At 67.6% G+C, this 21,523-nt stretch carries 24 protein-coding genes; 7 read left to right on the top strand and 17 right to left on the bottom strand.

Going from position 1 to position 21,523, the window contains the following annotated elements:
- Positions 1–38: 38 nt before the first annotated feature.
- On the top strand, positions 39–521 hold the full coding sequence (locus GV161_RS04265; protein WP_110491760.1) for an Lrp/AsnC family transcriptional regulator: 483 nt from the start codon (positions 39–41) through the stop codon (positions 519–521).
- Here the strand turns inward: GV161_RS04265 and GV161_RS04260 are convergent.
- On the bottom strand, positions 518–1,519 hold the full coding sequence (locus tag GV161_RS04260) for a GlxA family transcriptional regulator (protein WP_244623999.1): 1,002 nt from the start codon (positions 1,517–1,519) through the stop codon (positions 518–520). The genes GV161_RS04265 and GV161_RS04260 overlap by 4 nt on opposite strands.
- A 63-nt stretch (positions 1,520–1,582) precedes the next feature.
- Between GV161_RS04260 and GV161_RS04255 the strand changes: the two genes are divergently transcribed.
- Positions 1,583–1,894: a DUF1272 domain-containing protein gene (locus tag GV161_RS04255; protein WP_152013836.1), complete on the top strand. Its 312-nt coding sequence runs from the start codon at positions 1,583–1,585 to the stop codon at positions 1,892–1,894.
- A 15-nt stretch (positions 1,895–1,909) separates the two neighbouring features.
- On the opposite strand, the gene GV161_RS04250 is transcribed toward GV161_RS04255, so the two are convergent.
- Positions 1,910–3,073 carry a patatin-like phospholipase family protein gene (locus GV161_RS04250; protein WP_152013835.1) on the bottom strand — a complete coding sequence of 388 codons (1,164 nt, stop codon included), beginning with the start codon at positions 3,071–3,073 and terminating at the stop codon, positions 1,910–1,912.
- 218 nt (positions 3,074–3,291) lie between these two features.
- Here GV161_RS04250 and GV161_RS04245 point away from each other — a divergent pair, with 218 nt between their 5' ends.
- Both GV161_RS04245 and GV161_RS04240 read left to right on the top strand, forming a co-directional pair.
- Entirely contained in the window at positions 3,292–4,074 is a 783-nt protein-coding gene (locus GV161_RS04245) for a 3-hydroxybutyrate dehydrogenase (protein WP_152013834.1), read from the top strand.
- A 10-nt stretch (positions 4,075–4,084) separates the two neighbouring features.
- Complete coding sequence (locus tag GV161_RS04240; protein ID WP_152013833.1) at positions 4,085–4,831, top strand: acetoacetate decarboxylase; 747 nt, start codon at positions 4,085–4,087, stop codon at positions 4,829–4,831.
- Between the two features lie 164 nt (positions 4,832–4,995).
- Here the strand turns inward: GV161_RS04240 and GV161_RS04235 are convergent, their stop codons facing one another.
- The 14 genes from GV161_RS04235 to GV161_RS04170 all read right to left on the bottom strand — a co-directional run bounded on the left by GV161_RS04235 (position 4,996) and on the right by GV161_RS04170 (position 17,926).
- Positions 4,996–6,042 carry an amino acid ABC transporter permease gene (locus tag GV161_RS04235; RefSeq protein WP_152013832.1) on the bottom strand — a complete coding sequence of 349 codons (1,047 nt, stop codon included), beginning with the start codon at positions 6,040–6,042 and terminating at the stop codon, positions 4,996–4,998.
- Positions 6,039–7,202 carry an ABC transporter permease subunit gene (locus GV161_RS04230; RefSeq protein ID WP_244623998.1) on the bottom strand — a complete coding sequence of 388 codons (1,164 nt, stop codon included), beginning with the start codon at positions 7,200–7,202 and terminating at the stop codon, positions 6,039–6,041. Before GV161_RS04230 ends, GV161_RS04235 begins: the two co-directional genes overlap by 4 nt.
- Positions 7,203–7,401: 199 nt before the next feature.
- The gene (locus GV161_RS04225; RefSeq protein ID WP_152013830.1) at positions 7,402–8,430 is read right to left on the bottom strand and encodes an amino acid ABC transporter substrate-binding protein; all 1,029 of its coding nucleotides are present in this window, start codon (positions 8,428–8,430) and stop codon (positions 7,402–7,404) included.
- 129 nt (positions 8,431–8,559) lie between these two features.
- Complete coding sequence (locus GV161_RS04220; RefSeq protein WP_152013829.1) at positions 8,560–8,889, bottom strand: hypothetical protein; 330 nt, start codon at positions 8,887–8,889, stop codon at positions 8,560–8,562.
- Positions 8,890–8,906: 17 nt separating this feature from the next.
- On the bottom strand, positions 8,907–10,445 hold the full coding sequence (locus GV161_RS04215) for a serine hydrolase (RefSeq protein WP_152013828.1): 1,539 nt from the start codon (positions 10,443–10,445) through the stop codon (positions 8,907–8,909).
- Between the two features lie 153 nt (positions 10,446–10,598).
- Positions 10,599–11,360: an ABC transporter ATP-binding protein gene (locus GV161_RS04210; protein ID WP_152013827.1), complete on the bottom strand. Its 762-nt coding sequence runs from the start codon at positions 11,358–11,360 to the stop codon at positions 10,599–10,601.
- Complete coding sequence (locus GV161_RS04205; protein ID WP_152013826.1) at positions 11,357–12,367, bottom strand: iron ABC transporter permease; 1,011 nt, start codon at positions 12,365–12,367, stop codon at positions 11,357–11,359. Before GV161_RS04205 ends, GV161_RS04210 begins: the two co-directional genes overlap by 4 nt.
- Positions 12,368–12,524: 157 nt before the next feature.
- Positions 12,525–13,559, bottom strand: a complete 1,035-nt coding sequence (locus GV161_RS04200) for an iron ABC transporter substrate-binding protein (protein ID WP_152013825.1) — start codon at positions 13,557–13,559, stop codon at positions 12,525–12,527.
- Complete coding sequence (gene tsaA, locus GV161_RS04195; RefSeq protein ID WP_152013824.1) at positions 13,546–14,025, bottom strand: tRNA (N6-threonylcarbamoyladenosine(37)-N6)-methyltransferase TrmO; 480 nt, start codon at positions 14,023–14,025, stop codon at positions 13,546–13,548. The genes GV161_RS04200 and tsaA overlap by 14 nt, the downstream gene beginning before the upstream one ends.
- Positions 14,026–14,040: 15 nt before the next feature.
- Positions 14,041–14,799, bottom strand: coding sequence for a molybdate ABC transporter substrate-binding protein (locus GV161_RS04190; protein ID WP_159654042.1), 759 nt, complete (start codon positions 14,797–14,799; stop codon positions 14,041–14,043).
- A 2-nt stretch (positions 14,800–14,801) separates the two neighbouring features.
- Positions 14,802–15,620, bottom strand: coding sequence for a molybdate ABC transporter substrate-binding protein (locus GV161_RS04185; protein ID WP_152013822.1), 819 nt, complete (start codon positions 15,618–15,620; stop codon positions 14,802–14,804).
- 4 nt (positions 15,621–15,624) lie between these two features.
- Positions 15,625–16,479 (bottom strand): extracellular solute-binding protein, encoded by an 855-nt coding sequence (locus tag GV161_RS04180; protein WP_152013821.1) that lies wholly within the window; start codon positions 16,477–16,479, stop codon positions 15,625–15,627.
- Between the two features lie 31 nt (positions 16,480–16,510).
- On the bottom strand, positions 16,511–17,233 hold the full coding sequence (locus GV161_RS04175) for an ATP-binding cassette domain-containing protein (RefSeq protein ID WP_152013820.1): 723 nt from the start codon (positions 17,231–17,233) through the stop codon (positions 16,511–16,513).
- A 6-nt stretch (positions 17,234–17,239) separates the two neighbouring features.
- Entirely contained in the window at positions 17,240–17,926 is a 687-nt protein-coding gene (locus tag GV161_RS04170; RefSeq protein WP_152013848.1) for an ABC transporter permease, read from the bottom strand.
- 120 nt (positions 17,927–18,046) lie between these two features.
- On the opposite strand from GV161_RS04170, the gene GV161_RS04165 reads away from it, so the two are divergent.
- The 3 genes from GV161_RS04165 to GV161_RS04155 all read left to right on the top strand — a co-directional run bounded on the left by GV161_RS04165 (position 18,047) and on the right by GV161_RS04155 (position 20,701).
- Positions 18,047–18,937, top strand: a complete 891-nt coding sequence (locus GV161_RS04165) for a helix-turn-helix transcriptional regulator (protein ID WP_152013819.1) — start codon at positions 18,047–18,049, stop codon at positions 18,935–18,937.
- Positions 18,938–19,043: 106 nt separating this feature from the next.
- Positions 19,044–20,201, top strand: a complete 1,158-nt coding sequence (locus GV161_RS04160; RefSeq protein WP_244623997.1) for a M20 aminoacylase family protein — start codon at positions 19,044–19,046, stop codon at positions 20,199–20,201.
- Complete coding sequence (locus GV161_RS04155) at positions 20,201–20,701, top strand: GNAT family N-acetyltransferase (RefSeq protein WP_244623996.1); 501 nt, start codon at positions 20,201–20,203, stop codon at positions 20,699–20,701. The genes GV161_RS04160 and GV161_RS04155 overlap by 1 nt, the downstream gene beginning before the upstream one ends.
- Here GV161_RS04155 and GV161_RS04150 read toward each other — a convergent pair.
- The gene (locus GV161_RS04150; RefSeq protein WP_152013818.1) at positions 20,690–21,484 is read right to left on the bottom strand and encodes a hypothetical protein; all 795 of its coding nucleotides are present in this window, start codon (positions 21,482–21,484) and stop codon (positions 20,690–20,692) included. The genes GV161_RS04155 and GV161_RS04150 overlap by 12 nt on opposite strands.
- Positions 21,485–21,523 lie beyond the last annotated feature (39 nt).

Here is a 21,523-nt window from a genome sequence, read left to right as displayed (position 1 = left end):
GCGGTTTCCGCTAAGCTCGCTTGGCGAGGCGAGGGAAAATGCCAGAGTTCAAGCTCGACGAGATCGACCGCCGCATCGTCCAGGCCTTGCAGGCGGATGGGCGCATCAGCGTGCAGGAGCTGGCCGGCAAGGTCGGGCTGTCGCCCAGCCCCTGCGCGCGGCGGGTGCGCCTGCTGGAGGAGGCGGGGATCATCGAGGGCTATGTCGCCATCGTGAACCAGGAGAAGCTGGGCCTTCCCGTCTCGGTCTTCGCCTCGATCAAGCTGGAGCGCCAGCGCGAGGAGGAGCTCGACCGCTTCGCCGCGGCGGTCTCGCGCTGGCCCGAAGTCGCCGACTGCTACCTGATGACCGGGCAGCGCGACTATCTCCTGCGCATCATCGTCAGCGATCTTGCCGCCTATGAGCGCTTCCTCAAGGACAAGCTGACCCGGCTCGACAATGTCGCCTCGATCGAATCGAGCTTCGCGCTCGGGCGGGTGAAGCGCTCCTATTCGGTGCCGGTGGAGCTCGGGCGGGGCTAGGCGGTTCGCGCGTTTCCGAAGCGCGTCCGATACTCGCCCGGCGCGACGCCATAGCGGCGCAGGAAGGCGCGGCGCAGGCGTTCGTCGTCGCCGAAGCCGGCGCGGACCGCGATCTGCTGGATGCCGATATCCGTTTCTTCGAGCAGGTCGCGGGCGAGGTCGAGCCTGACTGCCTCGACCGCCTTGGCCGGGCTGGCGCCGGTCTCCTGCGCATAGATTCTGGCAAAATGGCGCGGGCTCATCGCCATGATGCGGGCGAGCTCGGGAACGGAGAGATCGCCGGCGGCGTGTTCGCGCATATGGGCATGCAGGGCGTCGAAGCGCCCGGCGGCGTCGCGCGACTGGCGCTGCAATTCGCCGCTGAACTGCGCCTGGCCGCCGGGGCGCTTGAGATAGAGCACGAGATCGCGCGCCAGATCGAGCGCCGCCTTGCGCCCCAGGTCCTCCTCGACCATGGCGAGCGCCATGTCGATGCCGGTGGAGACGCCCGCCGAGGTCCAGATTTGGCCGTTGCTGACGAAGATCGCATCCGGCCTGACCGTGGTCGCCGGACGGGCCTTGCCGAGGCGCTCGGTGTATTCCCAATGTGTCGTCGCCTCGCAGCCATCCAGCAAGCCGGCGGCAGCGAGGATGAAGGCACCGAGGCAGATCGAGCCGAGGCGCCGGACCTTGCCGCTCTGCTCGTGCAGGAAGGCGAGCAGTACAGCCGAGCCGGCCGCGTCCAGCGCTGAGCGGCCACCTGAGACCAGCAGCGTATCGATCGGCCGGGCGGCAGCCTCGGCGAGGGGGATGCTCGGCAGCGGCACGCCCGCATCGGTTTCGACCGGGCCGCCATGCTCGGAGGCAAGGGTGATCGCGTAGACAGAGCTGCCATCTGGGTGCTTGGCATCATTGAAGACCTGCAACGGCCCTGTGACGTCGAGCAGCTTGGTGCGCGGGAAGAGCACGATGACGACGCGGATTGGCGGCGTGACAGTCATGGCAGGAAACGAGGTCATCTTGTCATTTATGACATTGTCGCCTCATGGCATCCAGTCCCTGCAACGAGAGGAAAAGACGCCATGCTTGAGCTGCGGCCGAACTGCGAACTCTGCGACTGCGACCTGCCGCCAGCCTCGCTGGAGGCGCGCATCTGCAGCTATGAATGCACCTACTGCGTGGAATGCGCCGAGAAGACGCTCGAAAACGTCTGCCCGAGCTGCGGCGGCGGCTTCGTGCAGCGGCCGATCCGGCCGGTCGGCGATTGGGGCGGGCTCGGCCTCGGCCTGGCGAACCGCCCCGCCGGTACGAAGCGCCACCATTCGCAATGGACGGCCGAGCAGCGGCGCGAGCGCAGCGACTTGCTGCGCAACGTACCGCCGCAGGAGCGTTGACAGGGCCTCTGAGGTTCAGCGGCGCTCGAAATCGCGATGGACGTCGTGCGTGACGATGCCGGCGCCGTCCGGCGGGATCGTCAGCCAGTCCTTGCGGGTGAGCGTCTGCTTGGTGTCCTCGTAGCCGGAGTGCCAGTGATCCGTCATCGAGGTGCGCGAGAACTCGTGGTCCTTGGCGTGGCTCTCATAGCTTTTCTGCTGGTAGATCAGCTGCAGGATGGTGTGCTCGGGGATCAAGGCGAGCTCGTCGCGGAGCTTGCGATCCTCCTCGCTCAGGGCATCCTCGGGGATGTGGGTCAGAGCATCATGGGTCTTCTTCTTCCAGCTCTGCAGCGTCTGGAACAGATCGGTGACCATGCGGGTGCGTGAGGAGTACATGATGTCCTTGTGGCGGCCCATCACGTCCTGCATCGTCCGCGGGATCGGGCCACGTGACGAGAACAGGTCGACCTGGAAGATCAGCGAGTTCAGCGTGTCGTCCTGGTTGAGCAGATGCGACAGCGGCGTATTCGAGACGATGCCGCCGTCCCAGTAGTGGTCGGTGCCGATCTGCACGGTCGGGAAGGCCGGTGGCAACGCGCCCGAGGCCATGACATGCTCGGGTGTGATCTCTTCCTGCGTGTTGTCGAAATAGACGAAATTGCCGGAAAGCGCGTTGACGGCGCCGACCGAGAAATGCGTGCGCTTTTCGTTGATCAGGTCGAAGTCGACCAGCTCCAGCAGGGTCTCGCGCAAGGGCGAGGTGTCGTAGAAGCTGGTCGCGTCAGTGGCGCCGGCCGGTGCCAGCCAGGCGCTGGTGCGGCGCGGCTCGAAGAAGCCGGGCTGGCCGAGCACTGTGGTCATGAAGGACGACGTCGCGTTGCGGGCCTGACGGAAGATGTCGCCCTCCGGCGTGAACCACCAGACCTTGCGGTCGGTGATGCGGTTCCAGAAGGTCTCCAGCCGTTCGAGCCGGCGCTCGCGTGGATTGCCGGCGATCAGTGCCGCGTTGATCGCGCCGATCGAGACGCCCGAGACCCAGTCGGGAGCGATATCGGCCTCGTGCAACGCCTGATAGACGCCTGCCTGATAGGCGCCGAGCGCGCCGCCGCCCTGGAGCACGAGCGCGACGCGGTCGCAGCGCTCCGGGCGCCAGCCGAGATAGCGGTCGGTGGGGGACGGCGCAAAAGGGGCGTTCATGGCGCGGATTCCGTTCGCTCGATCATTGGGAAGAGCTGGATTGCGCCCATGTCTGGGGGGTGGGCGGTGACAGGCATGTGACGCGGGCAGTGTTGGATATCGGTGTCACCGGCCCGTCAGACAAGCTTCATCGCCGCGTCAGCTTGCTCTTCCACCTCAGCGGCATGGAGTTTGCGACGCAGCATCGCGTCGTGCCCTCGTGGCCGGGAGATCAGAGCATGCTCAAAGGCAAGACCGCCGTCGTCACAGGCTCGACCTCCGGAATCGGCCTCGCCATTGCCCGCGCCTATGCGGCCGAGGGCGCCAATATCGTCATCAACGGCTTCGGCGCGCCGGAGGCGATTGAGCAGGAGCGTGCCGGCATCGAGGCCGATTTCGGGGTGAAGGCGCGCTATTCGCCGGCCGACATGGCCCATGGTGGCGCTATCGCAGCGATGATCGCCGAGGCCGAGGCTGAGTTCGGCGGCGTCGACATCCTCGTCAACAATGCCGGCATCCAGTTCGTCTCGCCGGTCGAGGAGTTCCCGGTCGAGAAATGGGACGCGATCATCGCAATCAACCTCTCGGCCGCCTTCCACGCCATCCGCGCCGCGCTGCCAGGGATGAAGCAGCGCAAATGGGGCCGGATCATCAACACGGCCTCGGCTCATGCACTGGTCGCCTCGCCGTTCAAATCGGCTTATGTCGCGGCCAAGCACGGCATCGCCGGGCTGACCAAGACGGTCGCGCTGGAAGCGGCGACCTTCGGTATCACCGCCAACGCGATCTGTCCTGGCTATGTCTGGACGCCCCTGGTCGAGAAGCAGATTCCCGAGACCATGGCGGCGCGCAATCTTACCAAGGAGCAGGTCATCAACGATGTCCTGCTGCACGCGCAGCCGACCAAGCAGTTCGTCACCAGCGAGGAGGTGGCGGCGCTCGCTGTCTTCCTCGCTTCCGATGCGGCAAAGTCGATCACCGGCGTCATCCTGCCGGTCGATGGCGGCTGGACCGCGCAGTGAGGGCACGACCATGAACCGCCAGCAGATCCTCGACCTGCCCTCGATGCCGCTCGCCGGGCCGAGCTATCCGGCCGGGCCGTACCGCTTCATCGACCGCGAATACATGATCATCAGCTACGAGACCGATCCGGAGCTGATCCGCCATCATCTGCCCGAGCCGCTGATGCCGACGGCGCAGCCGATCGTGCACTATGAATGGATCAAGATGCCGGATTCCTCCGGCTTCGGCACCTATACCGAGACCGGGATCGTCATCCCCTGCCTGTTCGGTGAGGAGGAGGTCAGCTTCGTCTCGCAGATGTATCTCGACATCGAGCCGCCGATCTCGGCGGGACGCGAGATCTGGGGCTTCCCGAAGAAATACGCCCATCCCAAGCTCGAGGTGGTCAAGGACACGCTGACCGGCACGCTCGAATATGCCGGCCAGCAGGTCGCCATGGGCACGATGGGTTACAAGCACGAAAGCCTCGCCGGCAACGGCGTCAGGACGACGGCGATGCTGACCAAGACGCAGGTCAACCTGAAGATCATTCCCGGCGTCGACGGCGAGCCGGAGATCTGCCAGCTCGTCGCGCTCAACCTCACCGACATCACGGTGAAGGGCTCCTGGATCGGCCCGGGCCGGCTGCACCTGATCCCGCATGTCAACGCGCCGGTCGCCGACCTGCCGGTGCGCAAGGTACTGGGCGCGCATCACTTCATCGCCGACCTGACGCTGCCCTTCGGCCGCAAGATCCACGACTACATGAAGGGGTGAGGCGGGGGCGTCATTCTCGGGCGAAGCCCTCGGGTCCGACCTTCGGTCGGCCCAAGGATAAACTCCGCGCAGACCCGAGAATCTCATGACGAGAAGGCGCTGGCCGGAGCCTCCTTCGGCCTGAGATGCTCGGGTCAAGCCCGAGCATGACGCGCTAGAGGCCGCTACCGCCCTCGCTTCGTCTCCATGCTCCGGCTCCAGCGCGAGAGCGCAAAGCAGATCAGCCAATAGAGGGCGCCGGAGAAGACATAGGCCTCCATGTTCATGCCGACCCAGTTGGGATCGGCGAGCGAGGCCTGGGCGATGCCGAGCAGATCGAGGATCGAGACGACGAGAACAAGCGTGGTGTTCTTGACCAGCGCGATGAACTCGTTGGTGATCGCCGGCAGCGAGATGCGCAGGGCCTGCGGCAGGATGATGAACCAGGTCGCCTTCCAGTAGCTGAGGCCGAGCGCGGTCGCCGCCTCGCGCTGGCCCTTCGGCAGGGCCTGCAGGCCGCCGCGCACGGCTTCGGCCATGTAGGCGGCGATGCAGAAGCCGAGGCCGATCACGGCGCGCGCCAGCCGGTCGACGCCGATGCCGGCCGGCATGATCAGTGGCAGCAGCAGCGAGGCCAGGAAGATCACCGCGATGATCGGCACGCCGCGCCAGAACTCGATGAACAGTACCGAGATCAGCTTGACCACCTTGAGCTCGGACTGCCGGCCGAGCGCAAGCAGGATGCCGAGCGGGATCGCGATCAGGCTGGCATAGATCGAGATGAAGACGGTCAGCATCAGCCCGCCCCATTCGCGCGTCTCGATCGCGCGCAGGCCGAAGCCGCCGCCGAGCAGCCAGACGCCGAGCGGCGGCAGGATGACGAGCGCAGCAAGGCCGAAGCCCAGCTTCAGCCGTTTCGGCGCGAAGACGATCGCTGCGCCGGAGAGCACGAAGGCGAGGCCAGCGAGGTTCGGCCGCCAGCGCTCCTCTGCGGGATAGAACCCGTACATGAACTGGCTGAAGCGCGCCTTGATGAAGACCCAGCAGGCCCCGGTGCCGGTGCAGTCATTGCGGGTCTGGCCGCTCCAGGTCGCGTCGATCAGGGCCCAGCGGATGATCGGCACGGCGATCCAGGCGATCAGCGCTGCGAGCAGCAGCGTCACCACGGTGATGGTCGGCGAGCCGAACAGGCGCTCGCGCCAGCTGGTCGGGAGGGAGGCGGCGGCACTCATCGGGTCACCAGCGCGATGCGGGCATTGTACCAGTTCATGAAGGCGGAGACGGCGAGGCCGATGACGAGATAGACCGCGAGCGTCATGGCGATGATCTCGATCGCCTGGCCGGTGTTGTTGAGCGCCGAGCCCATGAACAGGCTGACGACGTCGGGATAGGCGATGGCCGCGCCGAAGGACGAGTTCTTGAGAACGTTGAGATACTGGTTGGTCATCGGCGGCGTCATCACCCGCAGCGCCTGTGGGATGGTGACGAGCCGCAGCGTCTGGCCGGAGCGCAGGCCGAGCGCGCTCGACGCCTCGATCTGGCCGTACGGGACCGACTGGATGCCGCCGCGCACGATCTCGGCGATGAAGCCGGCGGTGTAGGTGACGAGCGCTGCCAGCAGCGCGACGAATTCGGGGATGACGACGAAGCCGCCGCGATAGTTGAAGCCGCGCAGCACCGGAATGTCCCAGCGCGTCGCCAGCGTCGCCCAGGCGAATGCCAGCACGGGGACGAGAAGCAGCAGGGCGAGGCCGACGCCCAGCACCGGCGCGTCCTTGCCGGTCTCCTCCTTGCGCCGCCTGGCCCAGCGCAGGAAGAGCCAGTGCAGCAGGCAGGAGATCGCGATCGCGATGAAGGCGTATTTGAAGTTCGCGCCGGCGTCCGGCAGCGGGATAGTCAGGCCGCGATTGTTGAGGAAGGCGACGCCGAAGACCGAGAGGCTCTCGCGCGGCGCCGGCAGGGCGGCGATGACGCCGAAATACCAGAACAGCACGAAGAACAGCAGCGGGATGTTGCGGACGAGCTCGACATAGGCGCCGGCGATGGCCTGAACCAGCCAGATCGAGGAGAGCCGGGCGATACCGATCAGGAAGCCGAGTGCCGTCGACAGCACCAGCGCGATCACCGTCACCAGCATCGTATTGGCGACGCCAGCCCAGAACAGTGCGAGGATGTTGTCGGACTGGGTGTAGTTGGTCAGGACGAAGGGCACCTCGATGCCCGAGGTGCGCCAGAGGAAGTCGAAGCCCGAGGCGATGCCGGCCTGGACCATGTTCTGCGAGGCGTTGCGGATGAAATAGACCAGCAGCGCCACGAGGCCGATCAGCAGCGCCGCCTGGTAGAAGACGTCGCGGACGCGCTTGTCGTTGATGAAGGCGAAGGCCTTGGCCACGGTCGCAGCGCCCTTCTGGCTCGATGAAGAGGGAATGGTCGTCCCGGGCGACCCATCGGGTCCGACCTTCGGTCGGCCCGACGGCAGGCTCCGAGAGACCCGGGACCCATGCCGGAAAAGTTCAGGCATGGGTCCCGATCGGCGCCGCTGGCGCGGCTTGTCCGGGACGACCCGTGTCAGGCGAGAGCGGTGGCCGCTCTCACTGGAACGGCGGGGTGAAGAGCAGGCCGCCCTTGGTCCAGAGCTGGTTCTGGCCACGCTCGAGCTTCAGCGGCGAGCCCATGCCGACGGTGCGCTCATAGCTCTCGCCATAGTTCCCGACCTGCTTGATCGCCTTGTACATCCAGTCGTCGGGCAGGCCCATCATCGCGCCGAAGCCGCCCTCGGCGCCGAGCAGGCGGCGAACCTCGGTGTTCTTCGAGCTCGCCTTCATCTCATCGACGTTCTTGGAGGTGACACCGAGCATCTCGGCGGCGATGGTGCCGTTCAGCACCCAGCGCACGATCAGCTGCCAGCGCTCGTCGCCATAGCGGGTGACCGGCCCCTGCGGGTCGTTCGAGATCGGCTTGGTCAGGATGGTGTGGTCGTCCGGAACCTTGAGCTTGGCGCGCTGGCCTGCGAGGGCGCCGACGCCGGCGGTGTAGGCGTCGCAGCGGCCGCTGTCATAGGCGGTGATGGCGTCGTCGTTCTTCTGGAAATTGGTGATGGTGACCTTGAGGTTGCGCTCGCGGAACCAGTCGGCGGCGTTCTTCTCCTCGGTCGAGCCGGCGGCGACGCAGACCGAGGCGCCGTCGAGATCTTCGGCCGACTTCACGTTCGCCTTCTTGCGGACGATGAAGGTCTGGCCCTCATAGAAGTTGATGCCCTGGAAGTTGAGGCCGAGCGTGGCGTTGCGCGAGAAGGTGATGGTCGAGTTGCGCGAGAGCACGTCGACCTGGCCCGATTGCAGGATCGGCCAGCGCTGCTGCACCGAGGTCGGGGTGTACTTCACCTTGGTGGCATCGCCGAGCACGGCGGCGGCGAGCGCGCGGCAATAGTCGACGTCGAGCCCGGTCCACTCGCCCTTGTCGTTGGCGAAGGAGAAGCCAGGCAGGCCGAGATGCACGCCACATTCGAGATGGCCGCGCGCCTTGATCGCATCGAGCGTCGGGCTGGGCGCCAGCTGTTGTGCGGAAGCGGCGAGGGTGCCGGCGGCGAGCAGCGCCGCAGCGAGAGCGAAGGTCTTCATGTCCATTCCCCATCCTGTGGCGCCATGACGCCACGTCTGGGCGACTATGCAACAGCCCGACGGGGAAAAGTAAGGGGGGTGGGGCAGTTTCCTGCCACCCCCTGACGTGGCCGCTGCGACGCCGGCGATCTACCAGCCGCGCTGAGCCTTGATCGCCCGCTTCTGCATGTCCTTCTGCTGACGCCAGTAGTCCTTCTGGGCGTCGAGCTGCATGCGCTGCCAGTCGCGGATGCGATCCTTGCGCGAGGTCGTGTCGCGATAGTCGTTCCAGTCGTAATGATCGTCGTGGACGTCATCGTCGCCGAGCGCGTCGAAGAACTTGCGCAGGGCCGAGCGGGCGGGCTCCACCGGTAGGGAGGCGGCAGTCTCTGGCAGAGGCGCGAAGGCCGGCGCGGCCGAGGCGTTGGAGCTGATGGCGAGAGCGGCGGCGAACGACAGGAGGGGGATGCGGATCGTCATGATGCTGCTCCCTCCCGTCACTGCGCTGCGCGGGCAAAGCTGTGCGGCAGCTCGGGACTGAGCCAGCGCATCTGGGTGATCTTGCCGGCGGCGTCGGTCTCGAAGCGCAGGCGGACGAAAGGCTCGCCGCCGGACATTTCGGCTGGCGCGACGAAGGCGCCGACCGGGGCCAGCCGCGCCTGGAACAGATAGGGATCGTCCTTGTTCGGCTCGAGCAGGAGCTGCGCCTCGGTCTTCTCCAGCGTCAGGCTGAGCTTGCCGCCGGCGAGAGCCACGGTGGCGTCGCCGAGGATCGGCGAGGCGTAGCTGCCGACGAAGCCGGCGGCGAGCGGCGAGAGCGGGCCGGGCACGAAGCCGGCAGCCTCGGCCTGCGCTGCCTCGCGCCGTGTCTTCAATGCGGCTGCACCGAGCGCGATATTGTCGACGGCGGGATTGCCGAGCACGCGGTCGTAGAACCACATCGCCAGCGAATCCGGCATGCCGCCATTCTCGAGATTGGTCAGGATGACGATGCCGGTCCTGCCGTCCGGCAGGAAGCCGGCATGCGCGCCGAAGCCGGAGGTGCCGCCATTGTGCCAGATGATCCGGCCGCGCGGCGTCGCAGTCGCGACCCAGCCGACGGCATAGGAGCTGCGCTCGTTCATGGCGACGCGCGGGGTCCAGGTGACGTCGAGATTGTCCTCGGAGACCAGGATCTTGCCCTCGAACTGGCCGCGGCCGAGCTGCAGGCGCAGCCACTTCGCCATATCGGGGATGTTCGAGTTCAGCGCCCCGGCCGGGCCGAGCGCATAGGGAAAGGACGGGTGGAAGGGCACGGCGACGGGCTTGTCGGCAAGACGATGGCCCTGCGCATGGTTGGCTGCGGCGGTGATCGCCTCGGCCGTAGCCGTGGTCGCGGTCATGCCGAGCGGGGCCAGCAGGCTCTTCTGCAGCGAGTCGAACCAGGACGGCGCGCCGTTGACCTTGGCGACGATCTCGCCGCCGACGACATGCGGGATGTTGAGATAGCGGAAATCGGAGCGGAACATTCCGAGCTGCGGCGCGACGCGCAGCGAGCGGATCAATGTCTGCTTGTCGTAGCCGAGCATGGTCAGCGCGTCGTTGACGTAAGCTGTCAGGCCGGAGCGCTGGGCGGCGAGGTCGAGCACGCGGAAATCGCGGGTGACCCAGGGATCGGCGAGCTGGAATTCGGGGATATGGTCGATAACGGGATCGTTCCAGCCGAGCCGGCCGGCATCGACCGCCTGCGCCAAGGTGGTGGCGAGGAAGGCCTTGGTGGTCGAGCCGACCTGGAAAATGGTCTCGGGGGTGACCTGCTCGGGCTTGCCAAGCTCGCGGATGCCGAAGCCCTTGGTGTAGATCAGCTTGTCGTCATGGACGATGCCGATGGCGACGCCCGGCACCGAGAAGGCCTTCATGCCTTCGGCGACCTGCTTCTCGAACTCCGGCAACAGCGCTTCGATCGAGGCTTGCGCGGGCTGCTGCGCGCCCGCCGTCGATATGTCCGAGATCGCGGCGAGGCCACAGAGGAGCGCGGCTCCGATGATGCGCTTCATTCACTATCCCCCAAGGCATCGCATAGGCCGGCCGATCATGCTGCCGAAAGCGGTACGTCCGCCGGCGCCGCCACGATCACATGCCATGTTCTGACCGTAGGTAAATGGGATCAGGAGATTGTGACGGGATCGGCGCTTGCGCACGCCGGTTGCTCAGCCGGGCAGGAAGGCGAGCTTTCCGTCGCCTCTGACGGTCTCGATCGCGACGCCGTAGAGCGTGGCGAGCCGCTCCGGCGTCAGCAGATCGGCCGCCTTGCCGCTGGCGAGGGCCTGGCCGTCGCGCAGCAGCAGCGCCCGGTCGGCATAGCGGAGCGCCTGGTTGGGATCGTGCGTTGTGAAGAGCACGCCCAGCCCCTCGGCGGCGAGGCGGCGGATCTGGTTCATCACCTTGCCCTGATTGCCGAAATCGAGGCTCGCCGTCGGCTCGTCCAAGATGACGTAGCGCGGCTCCTGCGCCAGTGCGCGGGCAATCATGACGAGCTGGCGCTCGCCGCCGGAGATCTCGGTGTAGGGGCGCACGGCCAGATGCGTGATCCCAAGCCGCTGCAGCATAGCCTGCACCATCTCGCGGTCATGCGCCGAAGGCGCTGCGAACAGGCTGGAGCGGGCGGTGCGGCCCATCAGCACGACCTCGCTGACCGAGAAGGCGAAGGTGCCGGCATGGACCTGCGGCACATAGGCGAGAGCGCGGGCGCGCTCGCCGACGGAAAGTGCAGCCAATGGCTGGCTGTCGAGCGTGAGCGAACCCGCCTTGGCCGGCAGCAGGCCGAGCAGGGTCTTGAGCAGGGTGGTCTTGCCGTGACCGTTCGGGCCTAGCAGTGCCAGCACCTCGCCGCCGGCGAGATCGAGCGCGATGTCGCAGCCGATCTCGCGCTCGCGATAGCCATAGGCGAGGGCGCTGGCTTCGAGGCTCACGACCAACCTCCGCGGGCCGAGGCGAGCAGCCAGATGAAGAATGGCGTGCCGATCACGGCGGTAAGAATGCCGAGCGGCGTCTCGACCGGAGCGGCGGTGCGCGCCAGCGTGTCGATGGCGAGGAGGTAGCCGCCGCCGAGCAGCGCCGCCGTCGGCAGCAGCCGGCCGAAATCGGGGCCGACGAGGAAACGGGCGAGATGCGGCACGACGAGGCCGACCCAGCCGATGATGCCGGCCGCCGCGACGCTCGCCGCCGTCACCAGCGTCGCGGCGGCGATGATGGCAATGCGCAAGGGGCCTGTGGCGAGGCCGAGCGCGCGCGCTTCCTCTTCCGGCAGCGACATCACGTTCATGCGCCAGCGCAGCGCCAGCAGGATGACCGCGCCGATCAGGACCGGGCCGAGCAGGGGGATGAGGTCGGGCTTGGCCGTGCCGGCGAGGCTGCCGAGCAGCCAAAAGGTCATGGCCGGTAGTTGGTTGTACGGGTCGGCCCAGTACTTCACCAGACCGATGCCGGCCCCTAACAGCGAGCCGACGACGACGCCGGTCAGCACCAGCACGAGCACGGGATCGCCGCGCCGGATCGTCGAGCCGATGGCGTAGACCGCGCCGACCGCGACGAGCCCGCCGGCGAAGGCAGCGAGCTGGATGCCGATGAGGCCGAGCGAGAGATAGATGCCGATGACGGCGCCGAGCGCTGCGCCCGAGGAGGCGCCGAGGATGTCGGGCGAGACCAGCGGATTGCGGAACAGGCCCTGGAAGGCGCAGCCGGCGATGGCGAGCGCCGAACCGCACAGGATCGCGGCGAGGATGCGCGGGCCGCGAATGTTCCAGACGACGGTCTCGATCTGGGTCGGCAGGCCGGAGGGCTCGCCGGTGAGCAGCGACCAGAGGAGGCGACCGAGATCGCCGGGCGCGACCGGAAAGCGCCCGAGCGCGAAGGCGGCAAGCACGGCGAGCGCCAGCAGGACAAGGGCGATCAGATTGCCGCGCAGGGAGGAGGTCATGGCGATTGGGGGCACTCGTCGGGACACCGAACCACGACATTGTCATCCCGGACAAGCCGCGAAGCGGCGCCGATCCGGGATACATTCCGGAACGGGTCAGGAATGGATCCCGGGTCTCTGCTGCGCTTCGCCCGGGATGACAAGATCATTTGAGACATCACCCGCGTCCAGCGAGCACGCGGTCGAGCTGCGCTTCGCTCGGCGTCACCTGGTAGAACAGGGTGTGGAAGTCGCGGGCGAGCTTGCGGATGTCCTCCGGGAATTGCGCGGGATAGAGCAGCTTGGCCAGCCACCACAACCCGATCGCGCGGTTCACCGAGGGCGGAAAGTCGACCCAGCCGAAGGGCAGTTTCGGCGAAAGATGGACGCGGCCCTCGCGCACCGCCTTGACCCCGGCCCAGTTCGGATCACCGCGCACGCTTTCAGCAAAGGCGAGGTCTATGGTGACGATGACGTCGGGATTCCAGGCCAGCACCTGTTCGAGCGAGACCTGAGCGAGGCCGCTGCCCTGCTGCTCGGCGGCGGCATTGCGGGCGCCGAGGAAAGAGAGCGTCTCGACATTGATCGAGCCGCCAAGCCCGGTTTCCAGCCCGCGCGGACCGCGGGCATAGTAGACGCTCGGGCGCTTCTCGGCGGGGATCGCGGCGATGCGGCCGCGGATGGTGGCGAAACTGTCCTCGCACCAGCGCGCCAGCGTCTCGGCGCGCTCGCTGTGGCCGGAGAGCTCGCCGAGGATGCGATAGCTCGCCGGGGTCTGGTCGAAGCGGCCGTCGAGCAGGGCGTAGGGGATGCCGGTCTGCTGCTGCACGCGCTCGGCGAGCTCGACATAGGTGCGGCCGGTCGAGCCGGAATCGATGATCAGGTCGGGCCTGGCCTGCAGCACGGCTTCGAGATTGGCGCTGTTGCCGCGGCCGGTGATGCGGCCGACCTCCGGGCGATCGCCAATGCCGGGCAGCAGGAATTCGCGCTCCTCCGGCCGGTTGGCGCGAGGCCAGCCGATCAGGAGATCGGGCGCGAGCGTGTAGACCAGGATCGCCGCCGGCGGCCCGGCCGGGAAGATGCGCTCGACCTTGGCGGGAAGCGGGACCTCGCGGCCGGCACCGTCGCGGATGGTCGCGGCGCGGGCGAGGCGCGGAGCGGCGATCGTCGCGCCGAGGCCGGCGAGGACAGCGCGGCGGTCAGGATGCGGCATGGGAGGTTTCCGTGGCGCCGTGCGAATGGCTGCAGCGAAAAGGCTTGATATCGAGGAGCGGAGTGCCGTCGAGGCAGTCGAGCCCGCGTACCAGCAGAGTGCCGCCTTCCACGCCCTCCAGCTTCACCCGTGACAATGCGATCGGGTTCGGCCTGACCGGCGAGCGTAGCGCGAAGGTACCGAGTGCGCTGCCGCCACGCGGCGTCTGCGTGAGCAGATCGCGCCGCGCTTCGTGCATCCAGTAGAGCAGGTCGAGTTCGGCGAAGGCTTCGATGCCCCTGAGCGCAGCCTGCCAATGGGAGGCGATCTCGACACGGCAGATCGGCCCGTCCTGCCGGCCCTGGCGCGGGCAGTCGTCGCGCGTCGCGAACGGCGTGCGGATGCGACCGATGAAGACGAGCCGGGCGTCGGTCTGCTCGGGCAGTGGCGCTTCGGTCTCGCCCGGCCGGGTCGCTTGCCAATCCATGATGGTGCCCTTCCGCTATCCCTCGCGCGGCAGGCCGGGTGTGGCGAAGCCATGCCTTGCCAGAATCGCCTGACCCTGCAGCGAGAGGATGTACATGGCGAGCCGGTAGCCGTTAGGCGAGGCCCTGTTCAGCACCGTCAGGCCGTAATCGACGCCGACTGCGAGCTGGTCCGGCAGCCGCAACATCGCGATCCCCGGCTGCTCTCTGGCAAGCGGCTGGGCGTTGGTGCGATAGGCCAGGAAGATGTCGGCCTCGCCGCTCGCCAGCTTGTGACCGTAGACGTTGAGGCCTTCGGGTGCCGGCAGGCAGTCCGGCCCGCCGGTGAGCTTCAGCGCCTTGGCTTCGAGCGCCGCTTTTGCGCCGGGCCTCACCGCTTCCGCCCTGGCGAAGACCGCGAAGGCGTAGTCGCCCGAGGGATCGGCCTTCGGCGTCGAGGTGCCGAGCCTGACCTTGGGATCGAGCATCAGCTCGAGCAGATTGGCGCTCGTCGCTACCAGGCCCGGCCGCAGGAAGGCGCAGAGCTCGTTGCGGGCAAAGAGCACGGCCGGGCCGGCGAGGCCGGCGCGCGTCAGCACCTGAGGATGCTCCAGATTGGCCGAGGCGAAGACCTCGCCGGCTTCACCCCTCGCGAGCCGGTCCTTGAGCAGGCCGGAAGCGCCGAATTGCGCCGAGACGGAAATATCCGTCTCGGTCTCAAAAGCTCCGGCGACGTCGAGCAGGGTCGCGCGCAGACTGCCGGCAGCGTGCAGGCTCACCGGGGCCGGCGCAACCAAGGTCACTTCCCTTCGCGCGGCAGGCCGGGCGCGACGAAGCCGTGCCGCGCCAAGATGCGCTGTCCATCGGATGACAGGATGAACATGGCGAGCCGATAGGCATTCGGTGAGGCGCCATTCATCACGGTCAGCCCGTAATCGGCACCGACCAGCAGCTTTTCCGGCAACCTGACCATGCGGACGCCGGGCTGTTCGCGGGCGATCGGGTCGGCATTGGTGCAATAGCCGAGGAAAAGGTCAGCGGCGCCGGTCGCCAGCAGATGGCCGGTGCCGTTGCGGTCCGGCGGGGTCGGGGCGCTGTTCGGGCCGCCGACGAGTTGTAGCGCCTTGGCCTCCAGCGCCGCCTTGGCTCCGGATTTCAGCGCCTCGGCCTTGGCGAAGACCTGCCAGGCATAGTCGCCGGACGGGTCGGCCTTTGGCGTCGAGGTGCCGAGCTTGAGCTTGGGATCAAGCATCTGCGCGAGCAGCGTGTTGCTGGTCACGTCGAGCCCGGGACGGGCGAAGGCGCAGGTCTCGTTGCGCACGAAGAGCACGACCGGGCCGGCCTTGCCGTCCTTCGCCAGCGCGAGCGGGTGATCCATGTTGGCGGAGGCGAAGACCTCGGCCGGCTCGCCCTTGGCAAGAGCCTCGCGCAGCAGGCCGGAGGGCCGGAAGCTGGTCGTGACCGGAATGCGCGCCGAGGCTTCGAAGGCCTTGGAGACCTCGGTCAGCGCGTTCTTCAGGCTGCCGGCGGCATGGAGCAGCACCGGCTTTTCGGACTGTTGCGCCGGGGCGAGCGCCGGCCACAGGCTGACGAAGGCGGCGAGTGCGAGCCTGCGCATCGGCTCAGGCTCCCGCTTGGCCGGCGTTCGGGAAGAAGAGCTGCTGGCCGTCGATCTTGTAGTCGGCGATCGCCTTCTGGCCCTCCGGGCTGGTCAGCCAATCGGCGAAGAGCTTGCCATCGGCGACTTTCACATGCGGGTGCTTGGCCGGGTTCACCGACATCACGCCGTACTGGTTGAACAGGCGCTGGTCGCCCTCGACCGAAATGACGAGATCGCCGCGGTTCTTGAACGAGATCCAGGTGGCGCGGTCGGAAAGGACATAGGCGCCCATGGCGCCGGAAGTGTTGAGCGCCGCGCCCATGCCCTGGCCGATCTCACGATACCAGGGACCTTTCTGCGCGGCAATGTCGACGCCCGCGACCTTCCAGAGATTGAGCTCGGCGGCATGGGTGCCGGACTTGTCGCCGCGCGAGACGAAGGGCGCGGCCTTCTCCTGGATTGTCTTCAGCGCTGCGACGATGTCCTTGGTCCCGGCGACGCCAGCCGGATCGCCCTTGGGACCGATCAGGACGAAGTCGTTGTACATCACCGGGCGGCGCTCGGTCGAAAAGCCCTCCTCGACGAATTTCAGCTCCTGCGCCTTGGCGTGGACGAAGACGACGTCGGCATCGCCGCGGCGGGCGGTGTCGAGCGCCTGGCCGGTGCCCTGCGAGATGACCCGGACCTCGATGCCGGTCTTGGCCTTGAACAGCGGCAGGATGTGATTGAACAAGCCGGAATCCTGGGTCGAGGTGGTCGAGGCCACGGTGATGAATCGTTCGCCGCTCGGGGCCGCTGGTGCCTGGGCGAGCGCGATGCCGGTCAGGCCGAGGAACAGGCCGGTGGCGAGGAGAGAGCGGCGGGGCAAGGCGGTCATCGGGCGTTTCTCCTGTTGTCGTCTTTGTGAATCACCAGAGCAGTTCGCCGGCTAGGAAGGCGCGCGCCTCGGCCGACTGCGGGCCGGCAAAGAACTCCCGGGCTGGCGCGTCCTCGACCAGGCGGCCGCGATGCAGGAAGAGCACGCGGTCGGCCAGGCGCCGGGCCTGGCCGAGATCATGGGTCGACATCATCACGGTGATGCCTTCGGCGACGAGGCCGGAGAGCAGCTCCTCGATCTGGCGCGTCGCGGCGGGATCGAGCTGCGAGGTCGGCTCGTCCAGGAAGAGCAATTCGGGCCTTAGCGCCCAGGCGCGGGCGATGGCGAGGCGCTGTTGCTCGCCGCCGGAGAGCAGGCGGGCCGGCTGGCTGGCGCGTTCGGCAAGGCCGAAGCGCTGCAGCGCCTGCGCCGCGCGGGCCTTGCGCTCGGTGCTATTGGCACCGGCGGCGGCGAGGGCGTGGGTGATATTGGCCTCGACCGAACGGCGCAGCATGATCGGCTTCTGGAAGACCATGGCATGGCGCTTGGCCCGGCCTTCGGCTCCGGCGGCCCAGCGCACCGCGCCGCGGCTCGGCGCCAGCAAGCCATGACAGAGGCGAAGGGTCAGCGACTTGCCGGCGCCGTTCGGCCCGAGCAGCACGGTGAGGCCGCCAGCCGGGATGGTGAAGCTGTTGGGTTCGACCAAGAGCTTGCCGTCGCCGGAGAAGGCGGCGGCCTCGACTGTGAGCGGCAGGATCGAGGTTACGCTCAGCATGACGGTTCAACCGGCATATCGGGCGCCGATGCGGCTGGCGCCGAAGGCGATGGCGTTGATAGCGAGCGTCAACGAGAGCAGGACGAGGCCGAGGCCGAGCGCGAGCGGCAGGTCACCCTTCGAGGTCTCCAGCGTGATCGCCGTCGTCATGGTGCGGGTGTAGCCGGCGATGTTGCCGCCGACGATCAGGACGGCGCCGACCTCGGCACTGGCCCGCCCGAAGCCGGCGAGCAGTGCCGTCGCCAGGGCAAAGCGCCCATCGAAGAGCAGGGTCGGGATGGCGCGCAGACCTTCGAGCCCGACCGAGCGCAGATGGTCGCGGTACTCGCTCCAGAGGTCCTCGATCACCTGCCGGGTCAGCGCGATCACGATCGGCAGGACGAGGATCACCTGCGCGATGATCATCGCCGTCGGCGTGAACAGCAGGCCGAGCGGTCCGAGCGGGCCGGAGCGCGAGAGCAGCAGGAAGACGGCAAGCCCGGCGACGACCGGCGGCAGGCCCATCAGCGCGTTCAGGCAAACGATGATGGCGGAGCGGCCCGGGAAACGCGCCAGTGCCAGCGCCGCGCCGAGTGGCAGGCCGATCAGCGCCGCGATTAGCACCGCGGTCAGCGTGACGCGCAACGACAGGAAGACGATGCCGAGGAAGCCGGGATCGAGCCCGACCACCAGGGCAAACGCCGCCTGAAAGATTGCGCCGACGTCCAAAACCTGCTCCCGCGCGCTTGCCTTGAGATTGCAAGCATTTGCAATTGGTAGAGTTCAATGCGACCAAATGCCAACATCGTAACCAGCGCAGGTGCGTGCAGGCTGATGCAGGATCAGACTTGGCTGACGACTGACGAGGCAGCGAACTATCTGCGTCTCAAAGAGCGCAAGCTCTACGAACTGGTCGGGCAAGGCGCGGTGCCCTGCACCAAGCTTTCCGGCAAGTGGCTGTTCCCGCGTGCTGGGCTCGACCGCTGGCTCGAGGCGGGCCTGTCACGGCCGGCCGGGTTCGACGCGGTCCCGCCGCCGCCGATCGTCGGCGGCAGCCAGGATTCGCTGCTGGAACTCGCCATCCGCGAATCCGGCTGCGGGCTGGCGCTGCTGGCCGAGGGGTCGCAGGCGGGGCTCGACCGGCTGGTGCGTAACGAGGTCGCCATCGCCGCATTGCATCTGCACGCGACGCCGGATGATGACGCCGCCAACCTCGCCGCGATCCGGGCTGAAGCCTCGCTGCACGATGCGGTCGTGATCAACTTCGCCCGGCGCGAGCAGGGGCTGCTGATCGCATCCGACAACCCGCTTGGAATCGACGGGCTCGGCGCGGCCATCGCAAAAGGCGCCCGCTTTGCTCAGCGCCAGCGCGGAGCGGGGGCGCAATTGTTGTTGCTGAGCCTGCTCGAACGGGCCGGGGTCTCGTCCGGCCGGATGGTCGTCGCCGACGGCGTCTGCGCCACCGGCCAGGATCTGGCGCTGGCGATCCGCTCTGGCCGGGCCGATTGCGGCATCGCGGCGCGCGCCATCGCCATGGCCTTCGGCCTCGCCTTCCTGCCGCTGGTCTGGGAGCACGTCGACCTGGTGATGCGCCGGCGGAGCTATTTCGAGCCGGCGACGCAGAAGCTGCTCGCCTGGATGCGCGGTGCCGACATGGCGGTGCGAGCAAGGGAGTTCGGCGGCTATGACCTGTCGACCAGTGGGAGCGTGCGGCTGAACCGCTAAGCAGACGCTTGCGAAACAAGCTTGCAAATGGGGCGGGCAATTGCAGCGCCTGTTGCGCTGGCGTCGGCATAGTCTTCCGGCGGAGTAAAGCAGGCGAGGACAGCCCGTGACGACCGATCTCGACAAGCTCGTGCAGGAGATGACCGGCTGGCGACGCGACCTGCACGCCCATCCGGAATTCGGCTTCGAAGAGACGCGCACCGGCGCCTTCGTCGCGGCCAAGCTGCGCGAGTTCGGCCTCGACGATGTCGCCGAGGGCATCGGCGGCACCGGCGTCGTCGGCACGCTGAAGCGCGGCAGCGGCAACCGGGCGATCGCATTGCGGGCCGACATGGACGCTTTGCGCATCCCCGAGCAAAGCGAGCAGCCGCACCGTTCGCAGACCCCCGGCGTCATGCATGCCTGCGGTCATGACGGCCACACCGCCATGCTGCTCGGCGCGGCGAAGCTCCTGGCGGAGGAGGGCGGTTTCGACGGCACCGTGCGCTTCGTCTTCCAGCCGGCCGAGGAATGGGGGCGCGGCGCGCTGGCCATGCTCGATGACGGGCTGATGGAGCGCTTTCCGTTCGAGGAGATCTACGGGTTGCACAATGCGCCGAGGCTGCCGGTCGGCAAATTCCAGACCCGCATTGGCCCGATCATGTCGGCGGAGGATAATTTCGAGATTATCCTCACCGGCGTCGGTGGCCACGCTGCTCGCCCGCATGTCGGCAACGAGACGCTGGTCGCCGCCTGCGCCCTCGTCACCAGCCTGCAGACGATTGTTTCGCGCCGCCTCAGTCCGGCTGACATCGCTGTGGTCTCGGTGACCGAGCTGGTCACTGACGGCACTCGCAACGCTCTGCCGGGTCAGGCACGCATCCTAGGCGATGCCCGCAGCTTCCACCCCGAGGTGAGCGCCGATATCGAGGCACAGATGCGCGTGATCAGCGAAGGCATCGCGCGCGCCTACAATGTCGAGCAGTCGGTGAGCTACACGCGCGAATTCGTGCCGCTGCTCAACCAGCCGGCTCAGACCGAGGCGGCACTGGAGGCGGCGCGGAACGTGCTCGGGCCTGAGAACGTCTCGGTGGTGTCGGAGCCCTTCACCGGCTCGGAGGATTTTGCCCGCTTCCTTGCGCATGTGCCGGGCTGCTTCTCTTTCGTCGGCAATGGCGACAGCGCTCCGCTGCACAACCCACGCTACGATTTTGATGACGAAGGGCTGATCCATGGCGCACGCTTCCACACCGAGATCGTCAGGCGGCGTCTGGCTGTGGCGTGATGGCGAACCTCGCAACTGAAGGACTCGTCGATATGCGCACGCGACCGGCCGTCACTAGCGATGCGGAGGCGATGAGCGCGGTCCTGCGCGCCATCATCGTCGCGTACGGGCGGGAGCGTCCCAGTGATCCCGACTTCGTTCTCGCGACTTATATTGCCCATCCCGACCGCGTCGCCTGCACGGTCGCGCTCGATGATGCCGGGACGGTCCTCGGCTTTCAGTCCCTGCGCCGGGCACGGCCTGGTGATCCCTATGGAACGCCCGATGGCTGGGGGAGCATCGGGACGCATGTCTCGCCGCGTGCCGGCCGGAAGGGTGTCGGCACGGTGCTGTTCGCGGTCACGCGGCAGGCTGCTTCGGAGGCGGGTATCGGCCGGATCGATGCCGCTATCCGCGACGACAACGCACTGGGCCTCGCCTATTACGAGGCGCGAGGCTTCCGGACCCACCGAATTGAAGACGGGGTGGTCCACAAGGTCTACACGGTGTCAGAGGGCTGACGAGCGGCCCTCATATCGTCGCCAGACACAGACCTTGTGCACATATTCCCGGTTGCGCTCGGCCTCGCCGAAGGGGGCGACCGGCCAGAGCCAGCTCTCATCTTCTTTCGGCAGCTCGACGCCGTACATCAGGTCGAGCCGGTCATGGATCGCTCCGCTGCGGTCGCGCTCGACCATCTCGACATCGCTGATCAGGCAGACATGGCCTTTGAAGCGGGAAAGATCCTCGAGATGCCAGGTGATGCAGCGGGCCGGCAGATTGTCGGGCAGGGCCGCGGCGCGTGCGGAGCTGTCCTCAAGCCAGTCGGCGACCGGCCAGGCGAGCTGCGAGAGCAGGTTGGCCGAGATGACGAGGTCGACGCTGTCGTCGGCAATGAGATCGGCGAGCGGGTCCTGCCGGCCCTCCTCCTCGCCGGCGAGCCAGGCCATGGCGCCGGTGAGGTCGCGGCTGAGGAGGCTGATCTTGCCCTGTCGCCAGAGCTTCAGGCGCAGCAGCGGCAGATGAACGATATCGACGAGCACGACCTGCTCGAAGCTGGCGCAGAGCGTGTCCAGCGGGATGTCGCGGGCTGGACCGGAGCCGAGCACCACGACCTTGCGCCGCTGCGGCAGGGAGGCTGCGACCTCGGCGATGATCGCGCGGCAGCGGGCCTGATGTGGTTCCCAGGCCTTGCGCTGGCGCCGGCCGCGCGACCAGAGCGCGATCCCTTCCCGCAGCAGGCCGAACCGGCGCGCCAGCGGCGCAGCCGGCGTCAGGGCCTGCAGCGCCAGCTCGGCGAGCATCAGAACATGATGCCGAAAAGTGGATGCCGGCTTTCGGTC

It is taken from the genome of Bosea sp. 29B, from assembly GCF_902506165.1.
In the GTDB taxonomy this organism is placed as follows: Bacteria; Pseudomonadota; Alphaproteobacteria; order Rhizobiales; family Beijerinckiaceae; genus Allobosea.
Note: the sequence above shows the minus strand (reverse complement) of the source record. Positions and strands in the feature narration are given on the sequence as shown.